The organism is Streptosporangium sp. NPDC020072, assembly GCF_040631445.1.
Taxonomy (GTDB): Bacteria; Actinomycetota; Actinomycetes; order Streptosporangiales; family Streptosporangiaceae; genus Streptosporangium.
Map to the genome: position 1 here is coordinate 260,382 of NZ_JBEYAB010000004.1, position 17,680 is coordinate 278,061.

Here is a 17,680-nt window from a genome sequence, read left to right on the forward strand (position 1 = left end):
GGGCGCTTCGGGTCGGTGCTTTCCTTCGTCTCTGTGTCGCTTCGCTCCTGCGTTCCTCAGTCCAAGCACCGACGCGCCCAAGCTGTGTCTTTTTGCTCCGCCTGGCGGCGTCGCGGGCTTGGACGCTTCGGGTCGGTGTCTTCCCTCGTCGTTCGTCCGCTGCGCTCCCTCACTCCTCAGTCCAGACACCGACGCGCCCAAGCCGACACTTCTCACGCATGGGGCCGGGGCGTTCGGTTGGAACTCTTCATGTTTGGCGTCGGGGTGTTCAAGTTCTTTTTGCCGGTGTCCTTAATCTGGACGTCCCCAATGGTCGTCATTAATGGAGGGGAAATCGGTGACGGACAAGGTCGTGAAGGACAAGGTCCTGTGCTACGTCGTTCGCGACGGGCGGTTGCTGGTCTTCCGGCACATCGGCTGCAGCTATGAGGAGGTCGGAATTCAGGTTCCCGCAGGAAGCGTCAGGCCGGGGGAGACTCCGGAGGAGGCCGCGCTTCGCGAGGCGCGGGAGGAGACGGGCTTCACCGGGTTCGGGATCGTCAGGAAGCTGGGCGAGGTCGTCTACGACATCAGCCCCTACCGGTTCGAGATCCAGCACCGCCACGTCTTCCAGCTGGAGCTCGCCGAGCCCACACCGGAGCGGTGGGCCAGCCAGGAGCTTCACGACGGCGAGCGGGAGCCCACCGATTTCGAGTGCTTCTGGATTCCACTGGAAGACGCCCACGTCCTCCAGTCCGGCCAGGGCGCCCTGATCGGGGCGCTCTTCGACTGACTAGAGGCGTAGTCGGTCGAGTTCTTCGCTGATCGTTTCTCGCAGGGCAGCGTGTTGCGGGCCGAGGGCGAAGCGGTTGTCGTGCCAGTTGCCGCGGGGGTAGAGCCAGACGGGTTTGCTCACAAGGTCGGCCGGCTCCCAGTCGAACCTTGGCCATACATGAGCGTGCAGGAAGGCGTCGGTATTGCCAAGGATCTCCAGGTTGACCCGGCGAAAGGCTGGGTCGAGACGTCGGCAGGCCCGCTCGACGGCCTCCCCCAGGTCATCCATGTCGGACAGGAAAGCCCGCCGTCTGCCTTTCGGCAGGTCCGACAACCTCTCCACGGCCGGGTCGTCCGCCAGGAGCACCGAGTATCCCGGCAGGAACTGAACATCCCCGATCACTGCGAATCCGGCGTCCAGCCGCCGCAGCACGGTGGGGTTCTCGTCCCGCAGCGCGCTTCCGATCCTGTCCGTCTGCCAGTTCTCAGCCATGCCCCGGACCCTATGCGGTCACGATCATGCGTTTCCCGAACGCCTCGAATCGCGTTGGTCCGGATGCCTGGGGGCTTTCCCGAAGGCCAACGAGTGGCCTGTTCTCGTCGGCCATGGCATGGTGCGGCCTGCCATCCTGTACGGGCACCGGCGCCGAGAAGTCATGTCTCCTGGCGACCCTCCTCCATGCTGACCAGTTCGTCGATTGCCGCGAAGAAGGCGGCGATTCCCGGAAGGTTCGCGCCCTTGGCACGTGAGGCCGCGAAGTCCTCGGGGGAGCGCCAGTCCACGATGTCCAGCCACTCGTCGTCGGACAGGCGGATCAGTCTGGCGCCGAGGAATCCGGCGCGGTCGGCGGTGAAGTCGGTCAGCATCGCGGGCCGTGCGTCGAGCAGCGCCTGGGCGCGGTCGGCGGCGACGCGGAAGCGGGTGAGTTCCACGGTGATCGTCATTGTCGTCTTCTCCCCTGGTGAAGCACGTCCGGTGATGACGATCACGCTATAGTAAGGATCATTGATAGTCAAAATCATTGACTAAATTTCGGCGGCGAGGTGACCACACGCCGGGTCCAGGTGCTCCCTCCGGCGGGTGGCCGGGCTTCAGCGAGTCGGCTGAAGAGAGGCCGAAGGGGTTCGCGGGATCAGGAAGGCGCAACAGGCCGTCGCCATGGCCACCGCGGGAGGGACGAGGAAACCGGCGTGGAAGTTGTCGATCACCACGGCCGTGAGCGCGCCGCCGAGGGCGTAGCCGCCCAGGAGGAACGAGGTGGTCCAGGCGATCCCCTCGGAGAGCCGTGAGGCGGGCACGAGCCGTTCGACCAGTCGCGCCTGGAAGGGGCTGACGACGGCGGCGAGGAAGACGTAGGCGGCGGTGACCTGCCCGGCCAGCGTGTACGACCCCCGCTCGGCGGACAGCAGCAGGAGCAGGCTCAGCCCCATCATCGAGGCCGGCATCCTGGCCAGCAGCCCCGCCCCGCAGAAGGCGAGCGCTCCGGGCAGGGCCAGGATCGAACGGTACGGCGCCAGCAAAGGCCCTCCCGTTTCATATGGATCTTCGATCCTACGTAGGAACGGGCCTTCCGGTCCGAAGCCGGATCACGGATTCGGGGCGGGGTGACGGTCTCGGCAGTGGGGGTCAGGTCCTGTTTCGACGTCCGGTGTCGTGGTCGCTGAGCGGGTGAGGTCTCCAGCAGCCGTTGACCAACCAAGGGCGATCAGCACCGAAGCCCGCGCCATCCGAGGAAAGCGAGCCTGAACCGGTTGGGGTTACCGGCCCCAGGCGTGAGGAGCGTCGGCTTGGGCGCGTCGGTGCTTGGACTGAGGAACGCAGGAGCGAAGCGACGGAGAGACGAGGGAAAGCGCCGACTCGAAGCGCCCAAGCCCCGCGACGCCGTCAGGCGGAGCAAAGAGACACAGCGACGAGGGAAAGCGCCGACTCGAAGCGCCCAAGCCCCGCGACGCCGTCAGGCGGAGCAAAGAGACACAGCGACGAGGGAAAGCGCCGACTCGAAGCGCCCAAGCCCGCGACGCCGAAGGCGTCGCAAAAGAGACACTGCTTAGAAAGGTGCCGACATCTGGTCCAGAACCTGTTCCATGACCTCCTGGAGGGGGCGGGGTTCCTGTTCGTCGGTCCACAGGTGGGTGGCGATGCGCAGGGCGACGAGGAACCCGGCCGCCAGGACGCGGGGCCGTACGGTGTCGGTCGAGCCGTCGCGGTCGGTGATGGCCTGGACCAGGTCGCGTTCCAGGGCGGCGTGGTTGGCCAGCTGCCTGGCCAGCAGGGACGGGTGCTGTTTGGCGAGCCGGGCGCGCACCGCCCAGGCGACGTCGGGGTCGCCGAGTTCGCTGTAGAGGTCCCGTACGGCTCCGCGCAGCGCCTGCCAGGCGGGCTCCTCGGGGGGCCGGGAGCGGATCCGTTCGACGAGCAGCCTGATGCGCCGCTCGTCGCCGTACAGGAGGGCGTCCTCCTTGCCGGCGAAGTAGTTGGAGAAGGTCCGCCGGGAGATGTTGGCGGCGTCGGCGATGGCCTCGACGGTGACGTTGTCCAGGCCGTGTTCGGCGCACAGTCGTAGCGCGGCCTCGTGGACGGCCTGCCTGGTCTCGGCCTTCTTGCGTTCGCGCAGTCCCGCTGTGCTCTCCATGGCGCCAGTATCTCACCCTCCGGGAAAAGATGCCCAGTGCGCAAACTTTCCCAATGGGCATGTAAGGTGTCACGGTCATCCTGTTTCCACCGCTTTGGAGGTGTGTGCGTGGGCGCCCACACAGAGACCGCTCGCATGAGCCATCGTCAGATCCTGGAGGCGTTGAGCGGTCTGCTGCTCGTCCTGTTCGTGGCGATGATCAGCAGCACGATCGTGTCCGTGGCGCTTCCGCAGATCATCGGCGCGCTCAACGGCACCCAGTCGCAGTACACGTGGGTGGTCACCGCCTCGCTGCTCGCCTCGACGGCCTCGACACCGATCTGGGGCAAGCTCGCCGACCTGTTCAGCAAGAAGCTGCTGTTGCAGGTCTCCATCGTCATCTTCATGGTCAGCTCGCTGGCCTGCGGTTTCGCGCAGAACACCGCCCAGCTCATCGCCTTCCGCGCCGTTCAGGGCCTGGGCATGGGTGCCCTGCAGGTCCTGGTGCAGGTCATCATCGCCGCGATGATCAGCCCCAAGGAGCGTGGACGCTACAACGGCTACCTCGGCGGTGTCATGGCCGTCGCGACCGTCGCCGGACCGCTGCTCGGCGGCCTGATCGCCGACACCTCCTGGCTCGGCTGGCGCTGGTGCTTCTTCGTGGCGGTGCCGTTCACCGTGGTCGCCTTCGCGCTGCTGCACAAGACGCTGCGGGTGGTCACCGTGCGCCGTACGGACGTCAGGATCGACTACGTGGGCGCCACCCTGATCGCCGCCGGGGTCAGTGTCCTGCTCATCTGGGTCACCTTCGTCGGAAACTCCTTCGAGTGGCTGTCCTGGCAGACCGCGGCCATGGCCGGGGGCGGTGCGCTGCTCCTGGTGCTGGCCACCTGGGTCGAGTCGCGGGTCGCCGAACCGGTCGTCCCGCTGCGGATCATCCGCCGCCGCACCCCGGCCCTGGCCATCCTGGCCAGCCTCGCGGTCGGCATGGCCATGTTCGGCGGCTCGGTCTTCCTCGGCCAGTACTTCCAGATCGGCCGTGGCTACAGCCCCACCGAGGCGGGTCTGCTCACGATCCCCATGATGCTCGGCGTGCTGGTCTCCTCGACCGTCTCCGGGCGCATGATCTCCAGGAGCGGCCGGGTGAAGCCGTACATCGTGACCGGCGCGATCGTGCTCACGGCCGGGTTCCTCGTGCTGTCCACGATGGACCACCAGACCTCGCTGTTGCTCATCGCCGGGGCCATGGTGCTGGTCGGCGCCGGGGTCGGCATGTCGATGCAGAACCTCGTGCTGGCCATCCAGAACACCGTCCCGCTGAGCGAACTCGGCGCGGCCAGCGGTGCGGTCACCTTCTTCCGTTCCCTCGGCGGCACCATCGGTGTCTCGGTCCTCGGCGCCGTCCTGGCCAACCAGGTCGCGACCGGCATCGCCGAGGGCCTGGCCAAGGCCGGGATCGGGGCCTCGGGTGCCGGGGGCGGGCGCAGCACCCTCAACATCCAGGCCCTGCCCGAGCCGATCAAGGAGGTCGTGCGGGCCGCGTACGGCGACGCCACCGGGCACATCTTCCTCATCTCGGCGGCCGTGGCCATGGTCGGCGTGGTCGCCGCGCTGTTCCTCAAGCCCATCAGGCTGCGGGACAGTGTGGACCTGCCCACGGACGTGAAGACGGGGGAGAAGGCCGCCACGGTCGGCTGAACGCGTGGGAGCCCGGCGGACGAACGAGTTCGCCGGGCTTTCGCGTGAACACGGTTTCGGACACGGTCCGAATTAACGCGTGGAATACGCGACGCCGACGGGCGATGAACATTTCTCCTCGGCACTCGGAATCATTGCGTGTCGTTTTATCGTGGTCACATACTGATGTTCGTTCTGGCGGAAAATCGCCCCTCGTGAGCGCGTCGTACGTGAACCGTCTCCACCCGCCGTCGTTCGATGTGGGAGGCAAGGTCGATGGCCGGACGATTACGCTGGGACCTCGGGCCGGGTGAGGACGAGGAGCCGGTGGACGACGGGTCCGTCAACGGGATCTACGTGATCGCCTGCGTTCTGCTGTGCGTCGGATGGGCTTTCGCGACCATCCTGGGGGTGCGGGTGGGCGCGTCGCACCTCGACATGTATCTTCACGGCGGCCGGACCACCGCGACGGCGATGTCCACCAGAACCGTGAAGGCAGGGGAGAGCTACCAACTCACCAAGGTCAACTTCTTTGTGAAGGACGTCCGGCGTTTCGCCGAGATCCGGGGGAGTTACGCCGAGGGTGAGAAGGTCTCGATCGTCTATGACGCAGACGATCCGAGTGTGGTCAACAGGGAGTTCAGGCTCGTTTTCGATCTGCTGCTGCTCGGCGCGTTTTTCGTCATGACCCTCTACGCGGTTTTCGCGGGCCTTCGCCGGCTGTGGAAAAAGCGACCTCGGCCCGGACTCGCGAAAAGCTGACCCGTCACCGGGAGGCGGCCGCCGAGTTCCTGCGGCCGAAGATCAACAGGAACGGGATCGTGCACAGCAGCGGCCCGGCGATCGCCAGGGGCCGCTCCAGCCACCAGATCAGCGTCGGCGGGACCTGACTGCCGGGCGGTGAGCCGGTCAGCCCCCAGAACACCCCGTTCAGGATCGCCATGCCGGTGGTGTGGAACAGGAACAGCTGCAGCGCGAACCGGTTGATCGTGGTGTTGACCCACCCCCAGCGAGGCCGTTCGAGCAGCCGTTCCATCGCAGGCCGCAGCACCTCGACCAGGCCGATCTGGAAGATCAGCAGGGCCACGATGACGAAGGTCGGCGGAGCCATGTTCGACAGCTTGTCGCCGGGCACCCCGACCATCGACCCCGGGTAGATGCCCGAGTAGACCAGGCCGACCAGGGCGAACAGCCCGGTCCACAGGGTCGCGACGTCCAGTCTGCGGGGCATCGCGACCATCCGGTCGTAGAAGAAGCCCGCCTGGTGGGCCAGACCCCACACGATCACCATGTTGAGCCAGCCGATGGCCTCAAGGCCGTACCGCAGCCGCAGCACGTCGACCACCAGCGCCGCGCCGCCGAGCCAGATGAGCACCAGTACGTCGAAGCGCTGGTGCAGCCACAGCATCACGGGCAGCAGGGCGACCAGCATCAGGTAGACGCCGATGAACCACAGCGGGCTCAGCACCAGGAGCACGGCCCGGCCGATCCACGGCACGTCGAAGATCAACCAGATGACCCCGCCGAAGGCGAGCCACGCGAGGGACAGCGCCAGCGCCGGGATCGCCAGGGCCCGGATGCGCCGCCACACGAAGGCGCCGATGCCGACCCCGCGTTCACAGGCGCGGTTCCACGACATCAGGTGGACGTATCCGCCCACGTAGAAGAAGAGCGGCAGCACCTGGAAGAGCCAGGTGAGGATCCACAACCCCGAGGTGAAACCGAGCGGGCTGGTCGGGGAGGGGCCGGCCGGCCCCCACTGCAGGATCGTGAACGCCCAGTGCCAGACCACGACGACGATCAGGCTGACCGCGCGGAGCCAGTCGATGTACTTGTCCCGCTTCGGGCCTCCGACGCGGGAAGCGGCGTCCACGCGCTCGCTCATGTCCCCCCTTCCGCGCTCCGGGTCACTTGTCGATGTCACCGACCACGAAGAACATCGACCCCAGGATGGCCACCATGTCGGAAACCAGATGTCCAGGCAACATCTCTCTCAGCACCTGGACGTTGTTGTAGGAGGCGGACCGGAGCTTCAGCCGCCAGGGGGTCTTCTCGCCACGAGAGACCAGATAGTAGCCGTTGATGCCGAGTGGATTCTCCGTCCAGGCGTAGACATGGCCCTCGGGGACCTTCAGCACCTTGGGCAGACGCTGGTTGATCGGCCCCCTCGGCAGGGACCGCAGCCGCTCCACACAGACGTCGGCCAGGTCGAGGGAGACGCGGACCTGTTCGAGCAGCACCTCGAAGCGGGCGTTGCAGTCTCCCGCGGAACGGGTCACGACCTTGACCGGCAGTTCGCCGTAGGCGAGGTAGGGGTCGTCCCTGCGCAGGTCGAGGCCGACGCCGGAGGCACGGGCGATGGGGCCGCTCACGCCGTACTGCATGATCGTCTCGCGGTCGAGCACCCCGACGCCGACCGTGCGGGCCAGGAAGATCTCGTTCCCGCTGATCAGGGCCTCGATGTCGGGCAGGCGGCGCCGTACGTCGGCGACGGCCAGGGTCACCCGGTCGAGCCAGCCGTACGGCAGGTCCTCCTTGAGACCGCCGACCCGGTTGAACATGTAGTGCATCCGGCCGCCGGAGATCTCCTCCATCACGGCCTGGAGGGTCTCGCGCTCACGGAAGGCGTAGAAGACGGGGGTGATCGCGCCCAGTTCGAGGGGGTAGGAGCCGAGGAACATCAGGTGGCTGAGCACCCGGTTCAGCTCGGCCATCAGGGTGCGCGCCCACACGGCCCTGACGGGGACCTCCATGCCGAGCATCCGCTCGACCGCGAGCACGACGCCCAGCTCGTTGGCGAACGCCGACAGCCAGTCGTGCCGGTTGGCCAGCACGATGATCTGCCGGTAGTCCCTGACCTCGAACAGTTTCTCCGCGCCCCGGTGCATGTAGCCGACGATCGGCTCGGCGGCGCTGATCCGTTCGCCGTCCAGCGTCAGGCGCAGCCGTAGCACGCCGTGGGTCGAGGGGTGCTGCGGGCCGATGTTCAGGACCATGTCCTCGGTGGCCAGCTCCTTGCCGGCCGCCGCCGCTCCCGCGACGGCGTCGGCTCCGGCCCCGATCCCCACGTTCACTTCCCGGGGCTCAGTCATAGGCCCCATGCTGTCACGTCAGCGGCGCGTGACGAGATCCCGCAGGGCCTCGACGAGACGGTCGACGTGCTCGGTGGTGCTGCCGACGCCGATGGACGCGCGCACCGCGGAGGCGGTGACGTCGTCGCAGCCGCCGTCCTTGGCGCCGAGCAGGTGCCTGACGAAGGGGTGGGCGCAGAACTTGCCGTCCCGCACGCCGATGCCGTACTCGCCGGACAGCGTCTCGGCCACCTCACGGGCGGTGAAGCCGTCCACGACGAAGGAGACGATGCCGACGCGGGCGTGGTCGGGGCCCCACAGGGACAGCTCGTGCACACCCTCGATCCCGGCCAGACCGGCGCGCAGGCGGGCCAGCAGACGCTCCTCCTCGCGCACCAGCACGTCCCAGCCGGTCGCGCTCAGCGCGTCGCAGGCGGCGGCCAGCGCGATGGCGCCCAGCACGTTCGGCGTGCCCGCCTCGTGACGGGCCTCGGGGTCGTCGTGCCAGTCGGTCGTCTCGTCCTCGACGGCCCTGACGGCCCCGCCGCCCCGGAGGTACGGCTCGGCGACCGAGAGCCAGTCGGAGCGGCCGATCAGCGCGCCGGTGCCGAACGGGGCGTAGAGCTTGTGACCGGAGAAGACCACGTAGTCCAGGTCGAGCGCGGTCAGGTTGAGGCGGCGGTGCGGGACGAGCTGGGCGGCGTCGACCAGGACGCGGGCGCCGTGGCGGTGGGCGATGTGGGCCAGCGCGGCGATCGGCCACAGCTCGCCGGTCACGTTGGAGGCGGCGGTGACGACCAGCAGCTTGGGGCCGTCGATCGCGGCCAGCGCGTCGTCGGCGGCGCGGACGGCCTCACCGGGGAAGGCCGGGGCGGGCAGCCGTACGACGTCGGCCCAGGGCAGGAGCGAGGCGTGGTGCTCGGTCTCGAAGACCACCACGGTGGTCCCGGCGGGCAGGCTGCGGGCCAGCAGGTTGGTGGCGTCGGTGGTGTTCCTCGTGAAGATCACCGCGTCGTCGGGACGGGCCCCGACGAAGGCCCGCACGGTGTGCCTGGCCTGCTCGTAGCGGGCGGTGGTCAGCTGGGAGGCGTATCCGGCGCCGCGGTGGACGCTGGAGTAGGCCGGGAGCGCGGCGGCGACGGCGGCGCTCACCGGCTCAAGACAGGGGGCGCTGGCGGCGTAGTCGAGGTTGGCGTACGGCACCAGCCTGCCGCCCTTGACGGGCACCTCAAGGTCGGCGCCGAGGACCGCGGGGATCGGCCGGTCGTCGGGGACACGGGTCGCCGGGACGGTCACGGTCTCGGCGGCGGCGGCGGAGGTGAAGATCGTCAGTGTGGACACGCCAAAGCTCCTTGGAGGTCATCGGACCCCAAGCCATGGCCTTGGTGCTGGAGCCCGCGCTTGCCCGGCACACCTCGTGCCGGACCAGGTCCTCACCCGGGGCACCCCGCCGCGGACGCGAGGGTTGCCGGCCAGCTAGCCGGGGCTTGTCGCTGGCACTCATGACCTACGAACCGGACTATACCCACACAGAGGCGGTGCTTGGCAAGTCTGCGGGAAGGGGTCCGGAGGGCTGGAGTTTCGGCGGTGATCCTGAGGAACTTCCGGTTCTGTCCGATCGTCTGGAGCTGTGACCGTGAACGCCCGTCAGGTCACGCGCCGCGCGCGGGCGGCGCTCTCCCCACCGAAACTGGAGGACCCGATGGACTGGGTGGCCGACCCGGCGAGCTGGATAGGTCTGCTCACGCTGATCGCTCTGGAGATCGTGCTGGGCATCGACAACATCATCTTCATCTCGATCCTGGCGGGGAAGCTCCCGCCGGAACAGCGTGACAACGCCCGCAGGCTGGGCCTGCTCGCCGCCCTGGTCAGCCGCCTGGCGCTGCTGCTCGCCCTGTCCTGGGTGGTACGGCTCACCGCCCCGCTCTTTGAGATCTTCGGGCACGAGATATCAGGACGCGACCTGATCCTGATCCTCGGCGGGCTGTTCCTGCTGGTCAAGAGCGTTCACGAGATCCACGGCCACACCGAGAACGGCGAGGACCACTCCGGCGGCCGGAAGGCGGCGGCCTCCTTCGGCATGGTGATCCTGCAGATCATGGTGCTGGACATCGTCTTCTCCCTCGACTCGGTGATCACCGCGGTCGGCATGGTCGACGAGCTGGCCATCATGGTCATCGCGGTCATCGTCGCGGTCGTGGTGATGCTCTTCGCCTCGGGGCCGATCAGCCGTTTCGTGGACAAGCACCCGACGATCAAGATGCTGGCGCTGTCGTTCCTGGTGCTGATCGGCGTCGTGCTGCTCGCGGAGGGTTTCGGACAGCACATCTCCAAGGGCTACATCTACTTCGCGATGGCGTTCTCGCTGGTGGTCGAGCTGCTCAACATCCGGGCCCGCCGTCGTTCCCGGGCCGTCGAGAAGACTCCGGAGCCCTAGCATGGGTTTGTGCGTTTTGACCCATGGAGTCCGGAATTCGTCGCCTACCCCTATGACGCCTACGCCGAGCTGAGACAGCGGCCGGTCACCTTCTTCGAGCCGACCGGCCAGTGGCTGGTCGCCCGGCACGCCGACGTCAACGCGTTGCTGCGCGACCGGAGACTCGGCCGGTCCTACCTGCACGTGGCCACGCACGCCGAGTTCGGCAGACCGGAGGAGCCGCCCTTCCTCGACCCGTTCTGGCGGGTGGTCAGGGCCGGGATGCTCGACGTCGAGCCGCCCGTCCACACCCGCCTGCGCCGCCTGGTCTCCCGGGCGTTCACCCCGCGGATGGTCGAGGCGCTGCGGCCCAAGGTCGCCTCGATCGCCACCGGGCTGGTCGAGGACTTCGTGGCACGTGGCGGCGGCGACCTCATCGCGGAGGTCGCCGAACCGCTCCCGGTGACCGTGATCGCCGAGATGCTCGGCGTCCCCGAGGCGGACCGGCACCTGCTGCGGCCCTGGTCGGCCGACATCTGCGGGATGTACGAGCTCAACCCGTCGCCCGAGACGCAGCGCACCGCCGTACGGGCGGCGGAGGAGTTCTCCGGCTACCTGTCGGAGCTGGCCCGCGCCCGCCGGGCGAACCCCGGCGACGACCTGATCAGCGCCCTGGCCCTGGTCGCCGACGGCGGTGACACCCTGACCGAGGAGGAGCTGGTCGGCACCTGTGTGCTGCTGCTCAACGCGGGTCACGAGGCGACCGTCAACGTCACCGGAATCGGCTGGTGGTCGCTGTTCCGCAACCCGGCAGAGCTGGAACGACTGCGCGCCGACCACGGCCTGCTGCCCACGGCGATCGAGGAGCTGATGCGCTGGGACACCCCGCTGCAGATGTTCGAGCGCTGGGTCCTTGAGGACATCTCGGTCGGCGGGGTGGACATCCCGCGTGGCGCGGAGGTGGCGCTGCTGTTCGGCTCGGCCAACCGGGACCCCGAGGTGTTCGCCGACCCCGACCGCCTCGACCTCGGCCGTGCGGAGAACCCGCATATCTCCTTCGGCGCGGGCATCCACTTCTGTCTGGGCGCCCCGCTGGCCAGGATCGAGCTGGCCGAGTCGTTCGGCGCCCTGCTGCGCCTGGCTCCCCGAATGGAACTCGCCGCCGAGCCCACCTGGAACCCCGGCTACGTCATCCGGGGCCTGACGGCTCTGGAGGCACGGGTCTGAGGTCTCACGCGGCCCCCGGGCGCCCGCCTGACAACAGGCGCTCGGCGGGCCGCTCGACGAGGCGGTGCAGCGCCCAGGCCAGCAGTACGGCCAGCGGCAGCGCCGTCAGCGTCACCAGGAGCGCGTGCGCCGGGGTGCGCCCGAGCACCCGGTTGACCAGGCTGATCGTCGGCTGGTGCACCAGGTAGAAGGCAAAGGAGATCTCCCCGAGCCAGACCAGGACGGGCAGGCGCAGCGGCGAACGCTTCTCGCGCACGTCGGCCGTCGCGGCGGCGGCGATCAGCACGGCGAACGGTCCCGCCATCCACGCCACCCAGCCCGCGCGCTGCCAGACCAGCGGGACGGTCGCGTAGGCGACCAGGACCAGGACGACGGCCACGGGCAGGCCGGGTCCCCGCCAGCGGCCCTCCTTGACCATCAGCGCCACGGTCATGCCGAGTGCGAACTCCAGTGCCCTGGTCACCGGGAAGATCCAGACGAACCAGTAACCGATGCTTTCCGGCATCGAGAAGCTGACAAACGGGACCACCCATGTCCCGGCCCACAACCCCGCCGAGGTCAGTAGGAGCCGGTTTCCTGGAATACGTCGAAGAAGCGGCAGTAGAAGCGGGAAAGCCGCATAAAACGCCATTTCACAGGAGAGTGACCAGGAAGGGGTGTTGCCGCCGAAGTAATAGGTTTCGTCCGGTACCCAGGCCTGAAGGAGGAAAAATCCGCTCACGGCCGGTCCCGGCGCCACGGCGCGTCCCGCCACGGTCAACAGGGCCAGGACGGCGATCCAGGTGACCATGTGGCTCGGGACGATCCTGGCGGCCCGTCGCCGCCAGAACGCCCACGCCCGGTCTCCCGGCCTGGACGACCAGGTCAGCACCATGCCGGACAGTACGAAGAAGAACGGCACCCCGGAGGAGCCCGCGGAGAAGACCGCCCCGAGAAAGCGCTGTGTTCCGGGGTCATCCGTTATGCCGCCGGTGAACAGATGAAAACCGAAAACAGCAAATGCCGCGAACCACCTCAAACCCGTCAGGGAGGGGAGGCGGGGGGCCTTTTCCCTGACCGCGGGAGGAGCCATGGTCTCTTTCACGCGAACCTCGTCACGGTCGCTGTCGGCCGACGCCGTGGACCGGCATGGCGGGATCACACCAAGTAGAACGATCCAGACAATAGCGAACAGCCGCGACCTCCACGATCCCCGTTTTCCGGGAACAGGGGTGACCGCTTGTTTCCGAAGCTCATGGAGTTGTGTTTCAGGCCCGATCATTTGTTTCGGGCCTGCGACGACCGGCCTCCGGCCACCGAGGAAACATCGCCAGGGCCGGGAGCCGCCCGCCGCACGGCCCCGGCCGCCGGGGAGCCGCCCTCGGACGCCGAGGAACCGCCCGCCGTACGGCCCCGGCCGCCGGGAAACCGCGTGTCAGGTCAGGCCGTCGAGGACCTTGGCCTCCTTGGCCGGGTCGAGGCCGACCGAGGGGCGGTCGGCCCTGAGCGCCGGGTCGCCCTCCACCTTGAGCCACTCCCAGGTGTCGGCGACCGTCTCCCGCAGCGGACGGCAGACGAGCCCCGCCTCGTGGGCGGCCGAGACGTCCCCGTCGTGCAGGCCGTCCTCCTCGCCGCCCTCGGGCAGCCAGACCGGCAGTTCGGTCCACGCGGCGATGCCCGCCTCCTCGATCACCTCGGCGGGGGTCCAGACCAGCTCGGCGTCGGAGCCGGTCACCCTGATGATCTCGTCGAGCAGCTCGCCCATGGTGGCGTGCCCGGGGTGGCTGACCGTGTTGAAGGCGCCGCCGACACCCCGTTGCGCCGCCCCGAGCATCCAGATCGCGATGTCCCTGGCGTCGATGTACTGCAGCGGACGGCCCGGCCTGCCCGGCGCCAGCACCCGGCCGCCCCGCTCGACGCGGCGTAGCCACCAGGGCAGCCGCCCGATGTTCTCGTAGGGGCCGATCACCAGCCCGGCGCGGGCAAGCAGGGCGCGCTCGCCGAAGACCCGCAGAACGGCCAGCTCGCCGCCGCGCTTGGCCTCCGCGTAGTCGTCGGCAGACTCGGAGTCGGGGTCGCTCTCGACCACCTGGGCGCTCTCGTCGGCCCCCGGTGGGATCGGCCAGCTGTGGACCGACCTGCTGGACACGTATCCGTAGTGGCCGACCCGTCCGTCCAGCAGCCCGCACGCCTCGGCGACGACCTTCGGCGCCCCGCTCCAGGTGTCGACGACCGCGTCCCACTCACGACCGTCAAGGGCCGCGCGCAGCGCCTCGCGGTCGGTCCTGTCCGCGACGAGCGTCTCGACGCCCGCCCCGGCCGTCTCCGGTGGGAGGGGACTTCTGCCCCGGTTGACGATGGTGACCTCGTCGCCCCGTCGCACCGCCTCCTCAACGACGGCCCGGCCGACGAAGTGCGTGCCACCCAATACAAGAAGCCTCATGCCGACCATCCTCATCGCGCCGGCCCCGCCACCCCAGCGAATTCACCACGGGCGTATCCGTACGGTCAGGGCCGTGACTGGCGCAGCCAGCCGAAGGCGCCGAGGCCGTGGGGGTCGATCAGCTCCGCCTCAAGGGAGGCCCGTGACAGGGCGCGCAGATACCCCACCGGGTCCCAGCCCGCCAGGTCGAGGGGCGGGCGGGCGCCGGTGACGCCCAGGGCGCGCAGGGCCTCCCGCTGGGTGGTCAACGTCGTCGTGACCGCCCCGACCCGCTCGCCCGCCGCCGCGCAGGCGTCCAGCGCGACGTGCGCGGTGATGTCGCACGACCCGTCGGGGACCGGCGCCACGGCCGCGCCGCCACGGTAACCGGCGAGCGAGCCGTACGGCGGGCGGGCGCCCAGCCGGTGCGCGTAGTCGACGGCGACGGCCCGGCCGCGCGCCAGCCGTACGATCACCGAGGCCCAGGCCTCGTCGCGGGGCCTGCCGATCTCGGCGCGCTCGCCGACGGGGCCGAGCGGCCACCAGCGGTCGAGCCAGGCCAGGTCGGCCTCCTCCGGGGCGTCGCCGAGCCGCTCCGCGCCGTCCGAGGGATCGACCATGACCAGCCGGGGGCCGTCGGGCGTCTGTTCGACCACGTCGAGGGGAACGTTGTCGAGCCACTCGTTGGCGATCACCAGCCCCTCGACCCCCTCGGGCACCACCGGTTCCCAGCCGATCTCCTCGGGCAGGTCCGGAGGCCGGGGGGCGACGTCCACGCAGGTCACCCGTAGCCGGGAACGGAGTTCCTGCGGCGCCAGGGCCAGCACCCCGGTCGCCAGGGCGCCCTCACCCGCGCCGACGTCCACCAGATCGATCATCCCGGCGGGCCCGGCCAGCTCGGCCAGTTCGCGCAGTACGGCCCCCGCCAGAACGGCCGAGGTGCCGACTGTGGCACTGGCTGCGGCGCTGACCGAGGTCCGGAAGTGGGCGGAAGGTCGTTCGCGCAGATAGAAGCCGTTTTCGCCGTAGAGCGCCCGCTGTGTCGCGGCGCGCCAGGTGAGCCACACGATCCCCGACGCTACAGGGACGCCCCCCTCGGTGAGAAAGCATGCGACGAGAGGGGAAAAGCGGCCCGGCCCGGGGCAGACCTGGGACAGGACCGCCGCCGCTTTCGGACACGTGCCTTCGCGCAGCCGGGTGGGGCAGGCCCGTTACGCTGGTCAACTGGGCATGGAGCCCCAATCTTGTCGAAGGACGGGACGTCATGGACGCAGTCGATCGCCCGGCGCGGCTGGCCGTCGGAGTGATTGGAGCAGGCCGGGTCGGCTCGGCGCTCGGCGCCGCGCTGGCACGCGCCGGACACCGGGTCGTCGCCGCCAGTGGCGTCTCCGACTCCTCCAGGGAACGGGCCGCGGAGCGGCTGGGCGTCACACCGTCCCGGCCTGAGGACGTGGTGGCCACGTCGGACCTCATTCTCATGACGGTCCCCGACGACGTCCTGCCCGACCTGGTCTCCGGGCTGGCGGGCACCGGCGCCGCCTTCCAGGGCAAGCTCGTGGCCCACACCAGCGGCGCGTACGGCCTGGCCGTGCTGAACCCCGCGATCAGGGCGGGGGCCCTTCCGCTGGCCCTGCACCCGGTGATGACCTTCACCGGCAGGGAGGACGACCTACGCCGCCTGACCGGCATCTCGTACGGCGTGACCGCCCCCGACATGCTCAGGCCCGTGGCGGAGGCGCTGGTCATCGAGATGGAGGGCGAGCCGGTCTGGATCGCCGACGACGACAGGCCGCTCTACCACGCGGCCCTGGCGGGCGCCGCCAACCACATGGTCACGCTCGTCGCCGAGTCCTCCGAGCTGCTCGAACGCGTCGGTGTCGAACAGCCGGGCCGGATGCTCGGGCCACTGCTCGGGGCGGCGCTGGAGAACGTGCTGCGGCTGGGCATCTCCGGGCTGACCGGTCCCGTGGTGCGCGGCGACGCCGGGACGGTCCGCAAGCACGTCGACGCCCTGATCCTCGCGGCACCCGAGGCGGCGGACGCCTACGTCGCCCTCGCTAGGCTCACCGCGGACCGCGCGCTGGCGGCCGGGCTGCTCAAGCCCGAGGCCGCCGAGCGCCTCCTCGACGCCCTGGGAGGGAACATATGGACGTGATCGTGGCCGGTGACCGCGCCGGGCTGGTCAAGGCGAAGCACAGCCTGGGGATCGGCGCGTCCGGGGCGACGCTGGCGCTGGTGCCGACCATGGGCGCGCTGCACGAGGGCCATCGTTCACTGATCCGGCTGGCCCGTGAGCAGGCCGACCACGTCGCGGTGAGCGTCTTCGTCAACCCCCTCCAGTTCGGGCCGAACGAAGACTTCTCCCGCTATCCCCGGACGTTCGACGCCGACCTGGAGACCTGCGCGGACGAGGGCGTGAGCATCGTCTTCGCCCCCTCGGCCGACGACATGTACGCCGCGGACCGGCAGGTCTCGGTGTCCTCAGGGCGGATGGGCACGATCGTCGAGGGGGCGTTCAGACCCGGTCACTTCGACGGTGTGCTGACCGTGGTGCTCAAGCTGTTCAACCTGGTCCAGCCGGACATCGCGGTCTTCGGGCGCAAGGACGCCCAGCAGCTGGCCATGATCCGCCGGATGGTCGCCGACCTCGACGTGCCCGTCTCCGTCATGGGCGCGCCGACCGTCCGTGAGGCGGACGGCCTGGCGCTGTCCAGCAGGAACCGCTACCTGTCCACGCACGAACGGCACACCGCGCTCTCCCTGTCCCGCGCCCTGTTCACCGGGGCCCGCGGCCGTACGCCCGCCGAGGTCCTGGCCGAGTCGCGGGCGGTGCTCGACGCCGAGCCCGGGGTCGAGCTCGACTATCTGGTGCTGGCCGACCCGGCGACCTTCACCGAGGTCGGCGACGACCACCGGGGTGAGGCCGTCCTCGCCGTGGCCGCCAGGGTCGGCGCGACCAGGCTCATCGACAACGTCACCGTCACCCTCTGACACCCGCTGACTCTCTTGGGGGTGTGTCCGGCGTCGGATATATTCCGCGCAGGCGCGCACGCCGACCGGTGGCGCGACCGAGCGAGAGGTGATCCGACGCATGCTCCGCACCATGCTCACATCCAAGATCCACCGGGCCACCGTCACCCAGGCCGATCTGCACTATGTGGGGTCGGTGACCATCGACGAGGACCTCCTCGACGCGGCCGGGCTGCTCTCCGGGGAGCAGGTCCACATCGTGGACATCGACAACGGCGCCAGGCTGGTGACCTACACGATCGCGGGCCCCAGGGGTTCGGGGGTCATCGGCATCAACGGCGCCGCCGCCCATCTCGTCCATCCGGGCGACCTGGTGATCATCATCGGGTACGGCCAGCTCGACGACGCCGAGGCCAGGGTCTTCCAGCCCAGGATCGTGCACGTCGACCGGGAGAACAGGGTCGTCGACCTCGGTCACGACCCCGCCGGGGCCCCTGACGGCCTGCTGCGCGGGGACGAGATCCACGGGGCGGCCGTAGGGGGGTAATCCCTA

At 69.4% G+C, this 17,680-nt stretch carries 18 protein-coding genes and 1 riboswitch; of the genes, 8 read left to right on the forward strand and 10 right to left on the reverse strand.

What is annotated here, in order from left to right; genetic code table 11:
- The first annotated feature begins 337 nt into the window (after positions 1-337).
- The gene (locus ABZ470_RS10820) at positions 338-772 is read left to right on the forward strand and encodes an NUDIX domain-containing protein (protein ID WP_362911173.1); all 435 of its coding nucleotides are present in this window, start codon (positions 338-340) and stop codon (positions 770-772) included.
- On the opposite strand, the gene ABZ470_RS10825 is transcribed toward ABZ470_RS10820, so the two are convergent.
- The 4 genes from ABZ470_RS10825 to ABZ470_RS10840 all read right to left on the reverse strand — a co-directional run bounded on the left by ABZ470_RS10825 (position 773) and on the right by ABZ470_RS10840 (position 3,386).
- Entirely contained in the window at positions 773-1,246 is a 474-nt protein-coding gene (locus tag ABZ470_RS10825; protein WP_362911174.1) for a diadenosine tetraphosphate hydrolase, read from the reverse strand. It abuts the gene before it with no gap.
- Between the two features lie 161 nt (positions 1,247-1,407).
- Positions 1,408-1,698 (reverse strand): antibiotic biosynthesis monooxygenase, encoded by a 291-nt coding sequence (locus tag ABZ470_RS10830; RefSeq protein ID WP_362911175.1) that lies wholly within the window; start codon positions 1,696-1,698, stop codon positions 1,408-1,410.
- A 147-nt stretch (positions 1,699-1,845) separates the two neighbouring features.
- Positions 1,846-2,274 (reverse strand): hypothetical protein, encoded by a 429-nt coding sequence (locus ABZ470_RS10835; protein ID WP_362911176.1) that lies wholly within the window; start codon positions 2,272-2,274, stop codon positions 1,846-1,848.
- A gap of 527 nt (positions 2,275-2,801) precedes the next feature.
- Positions 2,802-3,386 carry a TetR family transcriptional regulator gene (locus ABZ470_RS10840; RefSeq protein ID WP_362911177.1) on the reverse strand — a complete coding sequence of 195 codons (585 nt, stop codon included), beginning with the start codon at positions 3,384-3,386 and terminating at the stop codon, positions 2,802-2,804.
- 135 nt (positions 3,387-3,521) lie between these two features.
- Here ABZ470_RS10840 and ABZ470_RS10845 point away from each other — a divergent pair, with 135 nt between their 5' ends.
- Both ABZ470_RS10845 and ABZ470_RS10850 read left to right on the forward strand, forming a co-directional pair.
- On the forward strand, positions 3,522-5,063 hold the full coding sequence (locus ABZ470_RS10845) for an MDR family MFS transporter (protein ID WP_352014123.1): 1,542 nt from the start codon (positions 3,522-3,524) through the stop codon (positions 5,061-5,063).
- A gap of 255 nt (positions 5,064-5,318) precedes the next feature.
- A complete protein-coding gene (locus ABZ470_RS10850) occupies positions 5,319-5,804 on the forward strand; it encodes a DUF3592 domain-containing protein (protein ID WP_362911178.1) in 486 nt (161 codons plus the stop codon).
- Between the two features lie 4 nt (positions 5,805-5,808).
- On the opposite strand, the gene ABZ470_RS10855 is transcribed toward ABZ470_RS10850, so the two are convergent.
- Genes ABZ470_RS10855 through ABZ470_RS10865 form a run of 3 tightly spaced genes read right to left on the reverse strand, consistent with a single transcriptional unit; the run spans position 5,809 to position 9,409 of the window.
- Positions 5,809-6,927: an acyltransferase gene (locus ABZ470_RS10855; RefSeq protein ID WP_362911179.1), complete on the reverse strand. Its 1,119-nt coding sequence runs from the start codon at positions 6,925-6,927 to the stop codon at positions 5,809-5,811.
- A gap of 22 nt (positions 6,928-6,949) precedes the next feature.
- Entirely contained in the window at positions 6,950-8,134 is a 1,185-nt protein-coding gene (locus tag ABZ470_RS10860; RefSeq protein ID WP_352014120.1) for an NADH-quinone oxidoreductase subunit D, read from the reverse strand.
- Between the two features lie 18 nt (positions 8,135-8,152).
- Positions 8,153-9,409 carry an aminotransferase class V-fold PLP-dependent enzyme gene (locus tag ABZ470_RS10865; RefSeq protein WP_362911401.1) on the reverse strand — a complete coding sequence of 419 codons (1,257 nt, stop codon included), beginning with the start codon at positions 9,407-9,409 and terminating at the stop codon, positions 8,153-8,155.
- Between the two features lie 96 nt (positions 9,410-9,505).
- Positions 9,506-9,621: riboswitch (SAM riboswitch) on the reverse strand.
- Positions 9,622-9,815: 194 nt separating this feature from the next.
- On the opposite strand from ABZ470_RS10865, the gene ABZ470_RS10870 reads away from it, so the two are divergent.
- Positions 9,816-10,550, forward strand: a complete 735-nt coding sequence (locus ABZ470_RS10870; protein WP_352014155.1) for a TerC family protein — start codon at positions 9,816-9,818, stop codon at positions 10,548-10,550.
- A 9-nt stretch (positions 10,551-10,559) separates the two neighbouring features.
- On the forward strand, positions 10,560-11,756 hold the full coding sequence (locus ABZ470_RS10875; RefSeq protein ID WP_362911180.1) for a cytochrome P450: 1,197 nt from the start codon (positions 10,560-10,562) through the stop codon (positions 11,754-11,756).
- Between the two features lie 4 nt (positions 11,757-11,760).
- On the opposite strand, the gene ABZ470_RS10880 is transcribed toward ABZ470_RS10875, so the two are convergent.
- From ABZ470_RS10880 to ABZ470_RS10890, 3 genes are all read right to left on the reverse strand, one after another.
- Positions 11,761-13,017 carry an acyltransferase gene (locus ABZ470_RS10880; RefSeq protein ID WP_362911181.1) on the reverse strand — a complete coding sequence of 419 codons (1,257 nt, stop codon included), beginning with the start codon at positions 13,015-13,017 and terminating at the stop codon, positions 11,761-11,763.
- Positions 13,018-13,170: 153 nt separating this feature from the next.
- Entirely contained in the window at positions 13,171-14,178 is a 1,008-nt protein-coding gene (locus ABZ470_RS10885) for an NAD-dependent epimerase/dehydratase family protein (RefSeq protein ID WP_362911182.1), read from the reverse strand.
- 65 nt (positions 14,179-14,243) lie between these two features.
- Positions 14,244-15,224 carry an SAM-dependent methyltransferase gene (locus tag ABZ470_RS10890; RefSeq protein ID WP_362911183.1) on the reverse strand — a complete coding sequence of 327 codons (981 nt, stop codon included), beginning with the start codon at positions 15,222-15,224 and terminating at the stop codon, positions 14,244-14,246.
- A gap of 197 nt (positions 15,225-15,421) precedes the next feature.
- On the opposite strand from ABZ470_RS10890, the gene ABZ470_RS10895 reads away from it, so the two are divergent.
- The 3 genes from ABZ470_RS10895 (at position 15,422) to panD (ending at position 17,674) form a co-directional block, all read left to right on the forward strand.
- Positions 15,422-16,312, forward strand: a complete 891-nt coding sequence (locus ABZ470_RS10895) for a DUF2520 domain-containing protein (RefSeq protein ID WP_352014116.1) — start codon at positions 15,422-15,424, stop codon at positions 16,310-16,312.
- Complete coding sequence (panC, locus tag ABZ470_RS10900) at positions 16,303-17,148, forward strand: pantoate--beta-alanine ligase (protein WP_362911184.1); 846 nt, start codon at positions 16,303-16,305, stop codon at positions 17,146-17,148. The genes ABZ470_RS10895 and panC overlap by 10 nt, the downstream gene beginning before the upstream one ends.
- Positions 17,149-17,248: 100 nt before the next feature.
- Complete coding sequence (gene panD / locus ABZ470_RS10905; protein WP_352014114.1) at positions 17,249-17,674, forward strand: aspartate 1-decarboxylase; 426 nt, start codon at positions 17,249-17,251, stop codon at positions 17,672-17,674.
- Positions 17,675-17,680: the final 6 nt, after the last annotated feature.